This is a genomic window from Lacticaseibacillus pantheris DSM 15945 = JCM 12539 = NBRC 106106 (assembly GCF_001311175.1).
Taxonomy (GTDB): domain Bacteria; phylum Bacillota; class Bacilli; order Lactobacillales; family Lactobacillaceae; genus Lacticaseibacillus; species Lacticaseibacillus pantheris.
Genome location: NZ_BBAI01000006.1, coordinates 1 through 14,683 on the forward strand (window position 1 = coordinate 1; position 14,683 = coordinate 14,683).

General features: G+C 53.4%; 3 protein-coding genes, 9 tRNA genes and 4 pseudogenes. 14 read left to right on the top strand and 2 right to left on the bottom strand.

The window, feature by feature from the left end; genetic code table 11:
* Position 1: 1 nt before the first annotated feature.
* From JCM12539_RS03375 to rpoC, 13 genes and pseudogenes are all read left to right on the top strand, one after another.
* Positions 2-74, top strand: a tRNA-Lys gene (locus JCM12539_RS03375).
* A 22-nt stretch (positions 75-96) separates the two neighbouring features.
* Positions 97-180: transfer RNA gene (locus JCM12539_RS03380), tRNA-Leu, on the top strand.
* A gap of 36 nt (positions 181-216) precedes the next feature.
* A tRNA-Thr gene (locus JCM12539_RS03385) sits at positions 217-289 on the top strand.
* A 16-nt stretch (positions 290-305) separates the two neighbouring features.
* A tRNA-Gly gene (locus tag JCM12539_RS03390) sits at positions 306-377 on the top strand.
* A gap of 12 nt (positions 378-389) precedes the next feature.
* A tRNA-Leu gene (locus JCM12539_RS03395) sits at positions 390-475 on the top strand.
* 23 nt (positions 476-498) lie between these two features.
* Positions 499-572, top strand: a tRNA-Arg gene (locus JCM12539_RS03400).
* 11 nt (positions 573-583) lie between these two features.
* A tRNA-Pro gene (locus tag JCM12539_RS03405) sits at positions 584-657 on the top strand.
* Positions 658-676: 19 nt separating this feature from the next.
* Positions 677-748: transfer RNA gene (locus JCM12539_RS03410), tRNA-Gly, on the top strand.
* Positions 749-758: 10 nt separating this feature from the next.
* Positions 759-832 (top strand) — tRNA-Pro (locus JCM12539_RS03415).
* A 193-nt stretch (positions 833-1,025) separates the two neighbouring features.
* Entirely contained in the window at positions 1,026-1,493 is a 468-nt protein-coding gene (locus JCM12539_RS03420; protein WP_054649257.1) for a CtsR family transcriptional regulator, read from the top strand.
* Positions 1,494-1,514: 21 nt separating this feature from the next.
* Positions 1,515-4,010: an ATP-dependent Clp protease ATP-binding subunit gene (locus JCM12539_RS03425; protein ID WP_054649259.1), complete on the top strand. Its 2,496-nt coding sequence runs from the start codon at positions 1,515-1,517 to the stop codon at positions 4,008-4,010.
* Between the two features lie 1,069 nt (positions 4,011-5,079).
* Positions 5,080-8,708, top strand: a pseudogene (gene rpoB, locus JCM12539_RS03430) (DNA-directed RNA polymerase subunit beta).
* Positions 8,709-8,719: 11 nt separating this feature from the next.
* A pseudogene (rpoC, locus tag JCM12539_RS13045) lies at positions 8,720-12,377 on the top strand (DNA-directed RNA polymerase subunit beta').
* Between the two features lie 99 nt (positions 12,378-12,476).
* On the opposite strand, the pseudogene JCM12539_RS13390 reads toward rpoC, so the two are convergent.
* Together JCM12539_RS13390 and JCM12539_RS03445 are read right to left on the bottom strand one after the other, a co-directional pair.
* A pseudogene (locus JCM12539_RS13390) lies at positions 12,477-12,910 on the bottom strand (ACT domain-containing protein).
* A 278-nt stretch (positions 12,911-13,188) separates the two neighbouring features.
* The gene (locus JCM12539_RS03445; RefSeq protein ID WP_054649261.1) at positions 13,189-13,452 is read right to left on the bottom strand and encodes a hypothetical protein; all 264 of its coding nucleotides are present in this window, start codon (positions 13,450-13,452) and stop codon (positions 13,189-13,191) included.
* A gap of 774 nt (positions 13,453-14,226) precedes the next feature.
* Here JCM12539_RS03445 and rpsL point away from each other — a divergent pair.
* Positions 14,227-14,639: pseudogene (gene rpsL, locus JCM12539_RS03450) on the top strand (30S ribosomal protein S12).
* Positions 14,640-14,683: the final 44 nt, after the last annotated feature.

Consider the following 14,683-nt stretch of genomic DNA (forward strand, 5'->3'; position numbering starts at 1 on the left):
TGAGCCGTTAGCTCAGTCGGTAGAGCATCTGACTTTTAATCAGAGGGTCGACAGTTCGAGCCTGTCACGGCTCATTTCCAGTAGGATCAGTTTAATGCGGGTGTGGCGGAACTGGCAGACGCGCTAGATTTAGGTTCTAGTGGTTATTCAACCGTGGGGGTTCGAGTCCCTTCACCCGCAGCAGTTAGCTGCCCATGGCAGCTGCTTTACTTTTTAGCCGACTTAGCTCAGTTGGTAGAGCATCTGTCTTGTAAACAGGGGGTCGTAGGTTCGAATCCTATAGTCGGCAGTTACCAAAATAATATGCGGAAGTAGTTCAGTGGTAGAACATCACCTTGCCATGGTGGGGGTCGCGGGTTCGAATCCCGTCTTCCGCTTTTCATGAAGACGCCGGGGTGGCGGAATTGGTAGACGCACTGGACTTAAAATCCAGCGGTGAGTAGTCACCGTACCGGTTCGAACCCGGTCCTCGGCAGAATGAACCAAATTTAATATCACGCACCCATAGCGCAATTGGATAGAGTGTCTGACTACGAATCAGAAGGTTGTAGGTTCGACTCCTACTGGGTGCATTTTTTTTAATCGGGAAATAGCTCAGCTTGGTAGAGCACCTGGTTTGGGACCAGGGGGTCGCAGGTTCGAATCCTGTTTTCCCGATGCCAATATAAATTAGTATGCGGAAGTAGTTCAGTGGTAGAACATCACCTTGCCATGGTGGGGGTCGCGGGTTCGAATCCCGTCTTCCGCTTTTCTAATATCGGGAAATAGCTCAGCTTGGTAGAGCGCTACGTTCGGGACGTAGAGGTCGCAGGTTCGAATCCTGTTTTCCCGACTCAGTACAACGATTTAGCCAGTTTGGTTAGACCGTTTTTTTTGTGCTCTCGTTGACAAGCGGGCCACAAACTGGTAACTTAGACCACCAAACCACCATGTTGTTGCCTGACTATAAATGGCATTTGGCAAAGTTCATTAAAATACGTATAATGAAAGTCAAGATTAGTCAAACACGAAAAGGTGGTGATTGCGTGCAAGAGCAAAGTATGTCGGATATTATTGAGGCGTATCTGAACACGATACTCGCTCAGCAACGGCAAATTGAGATTCGCCGCTCTGAAATTGCGGAACGGTTTAACTGCGTACCCTCGCAGATCAATTACGTTCTGAAGACCCGTTTTACACCACAGCGTGGCTACGCTGTGGAAAGTAAGCGTGGCGGGGGCGGGTACATTCGCATCGTTAAGGCCCGGTTACGGGACGAGCAGGAACCCCTAACGGTGATGCGAGCACACATTCCTGACCAGCTTAATGAGACGGATGCCCGTGTGATGACGCAACAATTATTCGACGCGGATGTAATTAATCGCGAGACGGGGAACGCCATGTTGGCGGCGATGAGTCACCGGACTTTGGCGATTACCGATAGTGAATCAGAGCAGGTTATACGAGCACGCCTGATGCGAGCTTTTCTCGATAGTCTGCGGTATGAACGTTAACCACGTTCCGGGAGGTTTAGTATGGACAATTTATTTACGATTAGTGCCAAGAATGTGCTGTTAATTGCACAAGAACAGGCCAAGTCTTTCCACCACCATGCAGTTGGTTCTGAACACATCCTCCTGGCTTTGGTTGTTGAACAAGAAGGGGTTGCGGGCAAGACGTTGCGCCAACTGGGCGTCAACGAGGACGAGGTGCATGACGACATTGAGGCGTTTACCGGCTACGGTACGGTGCCTGATAGTGCCCTGGGTCCAGACAGCTTCCTACCATACTCGCCCAAAGGCAAAGCCATTCTGGCGGCAGCGGGTGACGAAGCTAAGCAAATTGGTGCCGTCAAAATCGGTACGGAGCATATTCTGCTAGGATTACTCCGCGATGATGACACGATTGCCGCCAAGATCATCCAGAATTCAGACCTTTCACTAACTAAATTACGCCAGCTTGTATTAAAGAAAATGGGTGTCACTGAAGGCCAGCAGGCAAAGCGGCCACGTGCGCGCCAACGCCAGTCCGTTGAAACGCCAACTTTGGATGGGTTGGCCCGCGATCTGACCCAAACCGCGCGGGACAATAAGCTTGACCCCGTTGTGGGCCGCAGCCAGGAAATCCACCGGTTGATTCAAGTGTTGGCACGCCGGACCAAGAACAATCCGGTGCTGGTAGGCGAACCAGGTGTGGGTAAAACCGCTGTGGTTGAGGGCTTTGCCCAGCGAATTGTTGCTGGTGATGTGCCCGTTGAGATGCGGGAAAAGCGGTTGATGATGCTCGATATGGGGTCATTGGTTGCCGGCACCAAGTACCGTGGTGAATTTGAGGACCGTTTGAAAAAGGTGATTGAAGAAGTCGCCGCCAACGGTCAGGTTATCCTGTTCATTGATGAGCTGCACACACTGATTGGTGCGGGTGGTGCCGAGGGCGCTATTGACGCCTCTAACATTCTGAAGCCGGCGCTGGCTCGGGGCGAGCTGCAGTTGATAGGTGCTACCACCTTGGACGAATACCAGAAGTATATTGAAAAGGATGCTGCGCTGGAGCGGCGTTTCGCTACCATCCAGGTGGACGAACCTAGCACGGATGACGCGTTCCGTATTCTGCAGGGGTTGCGCCCACGCTACGAACAGCACCACGGCATTACGATTAGCGATGCGGCTTTGAGTGCCGCCGTACAGTTGTCCAACCGTTACATCTCCTCGCGTTTCCTACCGGATAAGGCGATTGACCTCGTGGACGAAGCTGCCGCAATGGTGCGCTTGGACGCCGATGAGCAGCCAACTGCTGCTGACAAAGACGCGCAGAAGTTGGCCAAATTAGTTGCCGACAAGGAACAGGCCATTAGCGACCAGGACTTTGAGGCTGCTGCCAAGATTCGTAGCCGTGAAATGAAGTTGCGGGATAAAATTGCTAATAACGCCGCGGTGGCCGACGCTGAAGACGCCCAGCCACAGGTGCGCACCGACGTGGTTGTTGGTGAGGAGGACATCGCGAAGGTGGTGGCCCAGTGGACTGGCGTTCCGGTGACACAACTGACTAGTAAAGACAGTGAACGTCTGATCAAGTTGGAACGGGTCCTTCACGAGCGTGTGATTGGTCAGGAAGAGGCCGTTAGTGCGGTTGCTCGGGCTATTCGCCGGGCCCGTAGCGGCATCAAGGACCCTAACCGTCCTATTGGTAGTTTCATGTTCCTGGGTCCAACTGGTGTTGGTAAGACTGAGCTTGCTAAGGCGTTGGCCGAGGCCATGTTTGGGAGTGAGGACGCGCTTATCCGGGTGGACATGTCCGAGTACATGGAGAAGTACAGTACCAGTCGTCTGATTGGTGCGGCTCCGGGCTATGTTGGTTACGAGGAAGGCGGCCAGTTGACGGAAAAGGTGCGGAACAAGCCATACTCCGTTGTACTGCTAGATGAGGTCGAGAAGGCCCACCCGGATGTCTTTAACCTCCTCCTACAGGTACTTGATGATGGTTACCTGCGTGATGCAAAGGGGCGGATGGTGGACTTCCGCAACACCATTCTAATTATGACGTCCAACTTGGGTGCGACCGCACTCCGGGATGAGAAGAGCGTCGGCTTTGCAGCTGAAAACCATGGTGACGACTACAAAACCACCAAGAGTAGGGTTCTCGAAGAGCAAAAGAAGTACTTCCGGCCTGAGTTTATTAACCGAATTGACGAGACGATTGTTTTCCACAGTTTGGATAAAAAAGAACTGCACGCCATCGTTAAGTTGATGGCCAAGACCCTGATTAACCGTGTTACGTCAATGGGCATTGGCGTCCGGATTACGCCAGCCGCGGTTGATGCGATTGCCAAAGCCGGCTTTGACCCTGAATACGGGGCCCGGCCGTTACGCCGTGCGCTTCAGACCAAGGTTGAGGACCGTATGAGCGAGATTCTCCTCGCTGGTGATGCGGTGACTGGAGATACGATTGTCATCGGTGCGCGTAAGGGTGCCATCACCTTTGACGTCAAGAAGCAGGAGCATCCTGCCGACGATGCGGTGACCATCGAGTAGTAGCTCGTAGCCATCAACGTCTGACCTATGTTAGACGCTGGACGATAATGTCCCGATTTTTGTTAAACGTGTGCGCGGGTGGCGGTTCTGGCCGCCGTGGGTGCTGTGGGGTACTCCGACTTTGTGGACCGCTCCACGGTGACTGCTGCTAGGGCGAAACCTACAACCGCAAAAACCGCGGTTTCCGGTGCGAATTATAGCCTGCCTGCCCGTACTTGGCAGGCAGGCTATAATTTCGTCGCGCCGTAACTCGCTTCGCTTCGAACGGCGGCAAGCCCCTTACAGCAGTCACCGTGGAGCGGCCCAGTCGTCTTCACACCCCACGGCACCCCCACCGGTCAGAACCACATTTGTGAAAAATATATGAACGAGTTGGTCAACTGCCAATATCGTATCAGTATGGCTAAAGGTATAGACTAACTATCATATCTACAGGATATATCACGGCCCAAGACTCAGATGGTTAATGCATAATTCGTAATCGAGGTAACTGAGATTGTATCTATTGGATTATCAGGAATCCGTGAACGGGCAAAACACGTCTTGTCGTGACGCCTGTTTACTACGGTAGCGAGAGGCCGTGTCGGTTGGACTGGTGAGCAGAGGCGTGTGGGGTCGGAATGGTAACCACTGCCCGGGGGTACACCGCCGTAGGAACGTAGTGACGTACGCGCGACGAGTTTGGAAACTGCTCGGTGGGTTTCCGGGCAGGTTCCAAATCGCGGCGGAAACACGCCTGCACTTGGCGGGTTGGAGCCTTCGCCCTAGCAGTGGATTACCATGGAGCACTCCACACGCCGCAGCTCACCGGTCCAACCGACGCGGCCGGGCGCCACACTGCGTCCAGCGTTCGACCTATTGACACGGACAACACTTGCTGATAATATTAAACACAGTTGCATTTCGGTTACGAAGCAGAAGGCTAAGCGCGATCTATTGTCCGCGCGATGCCGTAGAGAAAGTCAAAAGGGGTAACGTTAAACTTACCGCTTTTGGTTTTTTTTTGCCTGAAACGTCGTAACCGGAGCAGTTGTAATCTGAACTTAATAAATTTTACGTTCTTTTTACAATGGATTGCCGCCAACAAATTAGAGGGGTGAACAACTTGGCAGAGCAGCACTTAGGACACAATGTGAACTACGGTAAGCACCGTACGCGCCGGTCATACTCCCGAATTAAGGAAGTTTTGGACCTGCCAAACCTGATTGAAATTCAGTCGAATTCCTATCAGTGGTTCCTAGATGAAGGCCTGAAGGAAATGTTCGACGATATTATGCCGATCACTGACTTCCAGGGCAACCTGAGTCTGGAATACGTGGATTACCAGTTGCTAGAACCAAAGTACACGGTGGAGGAAGCCCGTCAGCACGACGCCAACTACTCCGCGCCGTTGCACGTAACGCTACGTTTGACGAACCACGAAACTGGTGAAATCAAGTCTCAAGACGTCTTCTTTGGTGATTTCCCGTTGATGACTGAGCAAGGGACCTTCATCATTAACGGTGCTGAGCGAGTTATCGTTTCGCAGTTGGTACGTTCCCCTGGGGTGTACTTCAACTCTGAAATTGACAAAAACAGCCGGACAACTTGGGGTACAACCGTTATTCCAAACCGTGGTGCATGGTTGGAATACGAAACTGACGCCAAGGATATCGCCTACGTCCGGATTGACCGGACGCGGAAGATTCCGCTGACTGAACTGGTGCGCGCACTTGGCTTTGGCTCCGATCAGGACATCATCGACATGTTCGGGGACAGCGATTCGTTGATGCTGACCCTGGAGAAGGATGTGCACAAGAACACGGATGACTCCCGGACTGACGAAGCCCTGAAGGACATCTACGAGCGTTTACGCCCAGGTGAACCAAAGACGGCTGATTCCAGTCGTTCCTTGCTGTACGCACGCTTCTTTGACCCAAAGCGCTACGACATGGCGCGTGTGGGCCGTTACAAGGTCAACAAGAAACTCTCCCTGAAGTCCCGCCTGTTGGGCCAGACGCTGGCAGAAACGCTGGCCGACCCTGATACTGGTGAAGTAATCGCCAAGAAGGGTGACCGCGTTAACCACAAGATGATGGATACGCTGGGTGAATACCTGGACCGCGAAGACTTCAAGACCATCACGTACCAGCCAAACGAAGATGGGGTGCTCCAAGAACCCGTTACTTTGCAGGTAGTGAAGGTGTACTCCCAGGTCACACCAGACAAAGAAGTCAACGTGATTGGTAATGGTCACATTGACGAGATGCTGAAGCACCTGACGCCAGCTGACATCTTGGCTTCCATGAACTACTTCTTGCTGTTGCAAGAGGGTATTGGTTCCACTGATGACATTGACCACTTGGGTAACCGTCGGATTCGTTCGGTCGGCGAGCTTCTGCAGAACCAGTTCCGGATTGGCCTTTCCCGGATGGAACGTGTCGTACGTGAACGGATGTCCATTCAGGACAGTTCGACCGTCACACCACAACAGCTGATTAACATTCGGCCAGTGGTTGCTTCCATTAAGGAATTCTTTGGGTCATCCCAGCTGTCACAATTCATGGACCAGACTAACCCACTGGGCGAATTGACGCACAAGCGTCGTTTGTCCGCCTTGGGACCTGGTGGTTTGACTCGTGACCGTGCTGGTTATGAAGTTCGAGACGTGCACTACACCCACTATGGTCGTATGTGTCCAATCGAAACTCCAGAAGGTCCTAACATCGGTTTGATCAACAGTCTGGCCAGTTACGCCGTGGTCAACCGGTATGGCTTCATTGAAACCCCATACCGTCGTGTTGACTGGACGTCACACAAGGTTACCGACAAGATCGATTACCTGACTGCTGACGAAGAAGATAACTTTGTTGTTGCCCAAGCCAACTCCGTGTTGAACGAAGATGGTACTTTCCGTGACGCGACCGTTTTGGCCCGGCACAAGGATGACAACATTGAAGTCGGCCCAGACAAGGTCGACTACATGGACGTTTCGCCAAAGCAGGTAGTTGCCGTTGCCACGGCCTGCATTCCTTTCTTGGAAAACGACGACTCCAACCGTGCCCTGATGGGTGCCAACATGCAGCGTCAGGCCGTGCCGCTGGTTCGGCCACACGCACCGTTGGTTGCTACGGGGATGGAATACAAAGCTGCGCACGATTCCGGTACGGCTTTGCTAGCTAAGCACCCAGGTCGCGTTGAATACGTTGACGCCAAGGTGATTAAGATTCGCCGTCAGGACGACACCCAGGACGTTTACCGTCTGATGAAGTTCCGTCGCAGTAACGCCAACAAGAACTACAACCAGATTCCAATCGTGCGCTTGGGCGACCAAGTGGATGCGGGTGAAATCATCGCCGATGGTCCCGCAATGGATCAGGGCGAGTTGGCTCTGGGTCAGAACCCAATCATCGCCTTCATGACGTGGAACATGTACAACTACGAAGACGCCATCGTTATGTCGGAGCGGCTCGTTAAGGAAGACATTTACACGTCCATCCATATCGAGGAATACGAATCAGAATCCCGTGACACCAAGCTGGGACCTGAGGAAGTAACGCGCGAAATCCCGAACGTCGGTGATGACGCGTTGAAGGACCTGGACGAAGACGGTATCGTGCGTGTTGGTGCCGAGGTTAAGGATGGTGACATCCTGGTCGGTAAAGTTACGCCTAAGGGTGTGACGGAACTGTCCGCCGAGGAACGTCTGCTGCACGCCATCTTTGGTGAAAAGGCGCGTGAAGTTCGTGATACCTCCCTCCGTGTTCCTCATGGTGGTGGCGGTATTGTGCAGGACGTTAAGATCTTCACCCGTGAAGATGGCGACGAACTGTCTCCGGGTGTGAACATGATGGTTCGTGTTTACATCACGCAGAAACGTAAGATTCAGGTTGGTGACAAGATGGCCGGCCGTCATGGTAACAAGGGTACCGTGTCCATCGTCGTTCCTGAAGAGGACATGCCGTACTTGCCAGACGGTACGCCAGTTGACATCTGCCTGTCGCCAATGGGTGTGCCATCCCGTATGAATATCGGGCAAGTACTCGAATTGCACTTGGGGATGGCCGCACGTAAGTTGGGCATCCACGTGGCAACGCCAGTCTTTGATGGTGCCACCGAAGACGACATGTGGGCAACCGTCAAGGAAGCGGCATGGCTAGTGATGGTAAGAGCGTATTGTACGATGGCCGCACCGGTGAACCGTTCGAAACGCGGGTTGCCGTTGGGGTGATGTACTACATGAAGCTCTCCCACATGGTTGACGACAAGATTCACGCCCGTTCCATTGGACCTTACTCCTTGGTTACGCAGCAGCCACTGGGTGGTAAAGCTCAGTTTGGTGGCCAGCGTTTCGGGGAAATGGAAGTTTGGGCCCTCGAAGCTTACGGTGCTGCTTACACCCTGCAGGAAATTCTGACGTACAAGTCAGATGACGTTGTGGGTCGTGTGAAGACGTACGAAGCCATCGTGAAGGGTGAACCAATTCCACATCCAGGTGTGCCTGAAAGTTTCCGGGTGCTGGTGAAGGAATTGCAGTCACTGGGTCTGGACATGAAGGTGCTCGACACCCAGAAGAACGAAATTGAACTGCGGGACCTCGATGATGACGAGGACGAAGGCGGCTCTGCCGATGCTTTGGCCAAGTTCGCGGCCCAGCAGGAAGAAAAGAAGGCAGCGGAGGCGGAAGCCAAGGCTGCACAGCAAAACGATAACGAATAGGAGGGTACCCTGTGATTGACGTCAACAAGTTTGACAGCATGCAAGTTAACCTGGCATCGCCAGATAAGATTCGCAGCTGGTCGTATGGGGAAGTAAAGAAGCCCGAAACCATCAACTACCGTACGTTGAAGCCAGAGCGTGATGGTCTGTTCGACGAACGTATCTTTGGCCCCACGAAGGACTGGACCTGTGCCTGTGGTAAGTACAAAGGTATTCGGTACAAGGGCATCGTCTGTGACCGTTGTGGTGTGGAAGTAACCCGCGCCAATGTACGTCGCGAGCGGATGGGCCACATTGAGTTGGCTGCACCCGTATCACACATCTGGTACTTCAAGGGCATCCCTAGCCGGATGGGCTTGGTGCTGGACATGTCCCCACGGTCCCTCGAAGAAGTTATCTACTTTGCTTCCTACGTCGTGATCGACCAATGGACACGCCGCTGGTACAAAAGCAGCTGCTGACCGAAAACGAATTCCGTGAAAAGTACGAGGAGTACAACGGTAAGTTTGTGGCCAAGATGGGTGCTGAGGGTGTTAAGGAACTGCTCGAGCAGGTTGACCTGCAAAAGGAAGTTGCTAACCTCAAAGAAAACCTGAAGTCTGCTACCGGACAGAAGCGTACCCGTGCTATCCGCCGGTTGGATATCCTGGATGCGTTCCTGGAATCCGGCAACAAGCCGGAGTGGATGGTTATGGACACGATTCCGGTTATCCCACCGGACTTGCGGCCCATGGTGCAGTTGGAAGGTGGCCGGTTCGCCACTTCCGACCTGAACGATTTGTACCGTCGTGTCATTAACCGTAACAACCGTCTCAAGCGGTTGCTGGACCTGAAGGCACCAAACATCATCGTGCAGAACGAAAAGCGGATGTTGCAGGAAGCCGTGGACGCGTTGATTGATAACGGTCGTCGTGGCCGTCCGGTGACTGGTCCTGGTAACCGTCCGTTGAAGAGTTTGTCTCACCTGCTCAAAGGTAAGCAGGGCCGGTTCCGTCAGAACCTGCTCGGCAAGCGTGTTGACTACTCTGGCCGTTCCGTTATTGACGTTGGCCCAACGCTGAAGTTCTACCAGTGTGGGTTGCCACGTGAAATGGCCTTGGAGCTCTTCAAGCCGTTCGTCATGCGTGAACTGGTTAAGCGTGAATTGGCTAGCAACATCAAGAATGCCCGCCGGAAGATTGACCGTCAGGATGAGGACATCTGGGATGTGCTCGCCGACGTCATCAAGGAACGTCCGGTTCTGCTGAACCGTGCCCCTACTTTGCACCGTTTGGGTATTCAGGCGTTCGAACCCGTTCTGGTTGACGGTAAGGCTATGCGTTTGCACCCAATCGTGTGTGAAGCCTACAACGCCGACTTTGATGGTGACCAAATGGCTATCCACGTGCCGCTGTCTGATGAAGCTCAGGCCGAAGCACGTATGCTGATGCTGGCTGCACACCACATCCTGGCACCTAAGGACGGTAAGCCAATCGTTACGCCTTCTCAAGATATCGTTTTGGGTAACTACTTCCTGACGATTGAAGAGAAGGGTATGGTTGGCGAAGGCATGATCTTCAAGGACCCTGCCGAAGTAATCATGGCGCACGAAGCCGGCGACGTTACTTTGCACACCCGCATCGGTCTGTCAGCTGAAGGCCTGCCAAACAAGCCGTTCAGCGACAACCAGCGTGGCAAGATTATGGTGACGAGTGTTGGTAAGGTGATCTTTAACGAGATTATGCCCGAAGACCTGCCATTCCTGAACGAACCAACGCGTGACAACATCGTTAACGGTGTTCCAGATCAGTACTTCCTGGCTGAAGGTCAGGACATTAACGAGTACTTGGACGACGCAGAGCCAATTAGTCCGTTCAAGAAGGGCTTCTTGTCCGACATCATTGCGGAAGTCTTCAAGACTTACAAGGTGCAGCGGACTAGTGACTTGCTGGATGACATGAAGACCCTTGGTTACACGCAGGCCACTAAGTCTGGGTTGACCGTTGGGGTTGCCGACGTGCCGCATTTGCCTGAAAAGGCCGACATTGTTGAGGCTGCCCACAAGCAGGTTGACATGGTTTCCAAGCAGTTCCGTCGTGGTTTGATCACTGACGATGAACGTCACGAACGCGTTATTTCCATCTGGAACGACGCTAAGGACCAAGTTCAGCAGAAGCTGATTGAACACTTTGACCAGAAGAACCCAATCTCCATGATGAGTGATTCCGGTGCCCGTGGTAACATCTCTAACTTTACGCAGCTTGCCGGTATGCGTGGTCTGATGGCCGCCCCTAACGGTGGGATGATGGAAGTGCCAGTTATCTCGAACTTCCGTGAAGGCCTGTCCGTCATGGAAATGTTCATGAGTACTCATGGTGCCCGTAAAGGTATGACTGATACCGCCCTGAAGACTGCCGATTCTGGTTACCTGACCCGTCGTCTGGTCGATGTTGCCCAGGACGTGATTGTTCGTGAAGAAGACTGTGGCACTGACCGCGGTCTGGTTGTCCGGGCTATCACTGAAGGTAACGAAATGATCGAACCGCTGTACGACCGTCTGGTTGGTCGTTACAACATGAAGACCATTCGCGACCCACAGACTGGCGAAATCCTCGTGCCACGGATGACGTTGATGGACGAAGATCTCGCCCAGAAGGTTGTCGACGCTGGTGTTGAGGAAGTTACAATTCGTTCCGTCTTCTGCTGCAACACCCGTCATGGTGTCTGCCAGAAGTGCTACGGTCGTAACTTGGCTACCGGTGAAGAAGTTGAAGTTGGTGAAGCCGTTGGTACCGTTGCCGCTCAGTCGATCGGTGAACCAGGTACGCAGCTGACCATGCGTAACTTCCATACTGGTGGTGTTGCCGGTGGTGAAGATATCACCCAAGGGCTGCCTCGTGTTCAGGAAATCTTTGAAGCACGTAACCCTAAAGGTCTTGCGGTTATCACCGAGGTTACTGGTGAGATTACTGCGATTGACGAGAACCCGGCAGAGCACACCCGTGAGATCACGGTACAGGCACGACCGATACACGGACGTACAATGTACCTTACGCATCTAGCGTGGCGGTTGCTGAGGGTGATCACGTTGAACGTGGTGACCGTCTGACTGGTGGTTCGATTGACCCTAAGGAACTGATCAAGGTCAGTGACGTAATGGGTACGGAAAACTACCTGCTCAGTGAAGTTCAGAAGGTTTACCGTATGCAAGGGGTTGAAATCGGGGACAAGCACGTTGAAGTAATGGTGCGGCAAATGCTGCGCAAGATTCGCGTGCTGGACCCTGGTGACACCGACATTTTGCCGGGTACCTTGCTGGATATCGGCGACTTCAAGGACCAGAACAAGGACACCATCGTTAGTGGTGGTATTCCAGCAACTGGTCGTGCCGTCCTGTTGGGGATTACGAAGGCTTCCCTGGAGACGAACAGCTTCCTGTCCGCCGCATCATTCCAGGAAACTACGCGTGTTCTGACCGATGCATCCATTCGCGGGAAGAACGACCCACTGGTTGGTTTGAAGGAAAATGTTATCATCGGGAAGATTATTCCTGCTGGTACTGGGATGGCCACGTACCGTCACGAGGAACCAAAGACGGTCGGGACCGTTTCCGACAATGTCTACTCAATCTCCGACATCGAACAGCAGATGAAGCAGTCCGATGCGCAGGATGAAGACACAGATAAGTAAGGACGTGGCTGATAGCCGCGTTACCGAATAAGCACAAAGGGGCTGACCGCGATAGTTGCGGTCAGCCCCTTTGCTGTACATATAAACGATTAACTGTTGCTATTCGACGGCGAGCAGACGGACGTCGCTCACCCCGGTCAGTGATTTGAGCGCGGCGGTGAGGTCGTCTAGAGTCCCGGTTAGACTGGAGACGTCAAAGGAAATGGTCACACTGGCCCATTCGTGGATGGGGATGTTTTGGTTGATGGTGAGGATGTTGGCCTCTGCGTGCGAGAGGGCGGCCAGTACCTCGGACAGCACGCCGCGCGAATGGTGTAGCATTAGCGAAATGACGGCCTTCCGGGTTGCGGGCTGCGAGTCGCAGCGTAGACCAGATCCTTGTACTTGTAGTATGTACCACGACTAATACCGACCTGCTTGACGGCTTCACTGACCTGCTTCACGCTGCCGTTTTCTAACAGTGTGCGGGCGGCGATAACTTTTTCGATGACGTCGGGTAGCATGGAGCTATCGACGATGTAATATTTTTCCATAAGGGTGCTTCCCTTCCGTGTCGCTATGAATTCACTCCGCGCGGTGGTTTGCCCCACTGAGTATCAGTATAATTAATCTTAATATGTTTACCCAAGCAAGACAAGTGTATATGCACCAATTACAGGTAGTGTGAGGTGTAGGAGCGGCAGTCCCGCGATGACGGCGTTCCCAACGAACAGCGCGGGGACGAAGGGGATGCGGCGTGTACGGGAGCATAGGCAATGGCAACAGCCAAGCATGCAGGCGAGAAGTAGGCCCCACAATGTAGGCAGTAGGCCTAAGGTGCAGCTAATGCCCCAATGACGAGCACGTCGGCGCTACCCATGCCGCGGGTACACCAGGCAAAGGCGCCGGTGACCACCATGACGGCGATTGCAACGGCCAGTAGGTGCCAGTCCCGGATGGCACCGTACAGGCAGATGATGGTGCACCAGATTTCGAGCGGGGCGGCGGGGATGCTCATGGTGCGGTAGTCGAGTATCGCAAAGTAGGCTAGGGGGATGAAACACAGTATGGTTTGGGTAGTGGCAAGCCAGGTCATGGGAGTACCTCCAGATAGATTGTCTATAGGTATATTTCGCAGTTGCATGTCCGTTGACTAGGCGTGGGTGGGCGGCAGCGTCGGTTGGACCGGCGAGCTGCGTCTTAGTGGGGTACTGCATGGTAATCCATTGCTAGGGCGAAGGCTGAGTGGTTACGAACGCGGGCGGGGGTTGGGGTTACGGCTTACGTGCCCTGCACCGTAGGTTGCTACGGTGGTGGTTGGCGGTAGCGTCGGTCGGACCGGTGAGCTGCGGCTTGGTGGGGTACTGCATGGTAATCCACTGCTAGGGCGAAACCTCCAACTCACCAAGCCCGGGTGAGTTTCCGGTGCGATTCCAAGCCCGTCCGGAAACCCATCGGCCGGTCTTGGAACTCGTCGCGCCGTACGTCACTGCGTTCCTACGGCGGTGCCCCCTGGCAGTGGATTACCGCGGAGCGCCCACGAAAGCCTCCACTCACCAACCCGTCCGACACGGCCGTCACCCACTACTGTAGCAATCCACGGCGTAGGGAGGGTAAGCCGCAACCCCACCACCGCTTTGCCAGCACTACTCCACTAACTGTACCCATTCAAAGTTATGGTTGACTTTCACCGTGAAAACTTTGTATACTGTCAAAGGTGCTTTTTTTCAGTTTATGCGGTTCACCCGACGCTGACTGGCACCGCGCCAAACTGCCGCCGAAGTGGCCATTTTTTTACAGTTAAAAATGAACCGCCCGGATGTGTGGACTTAAAATATCAGTACCGAAATCGAAAGGAGGAACCTTAGATATGCCAACAATTAACCAACTGGTACGTCAAGGTCGTAAGTCTCATGGCAAGAAGAGTAACGCTCCTGCCTGAACTTTAGCTACAACAGTAAGACAAAGTCTTTGGGTGACAACCCTGCACCACAGAAGCGTGGTGTTGCTACCCGTGTTGGTACGATGACACCAAAGAAGCCTAACTCCGCCCTGCGGAAGTATGCTCGTGTGCGTTTGTCCAACCTGATTGAAGTTACGGCTTACATCCCTGGTGAAGGTCACAACTTGCAGGAACACTCGGTCGTCTTGATCCGTGGTGGTCGTGTAAAGGACTTGCCTGGGGTACGTTACCACATCGTTCGTGGTGCGCTGGATACTGCCGGTGTTGACGGCCGTATGCAGGGCCGTTCCAAGTACGGTGCAAAGCGCCCTAAGAAGTAATTCGTAATTCAATCGCCCGTTAACGGGTAATAATCAATTAGGAG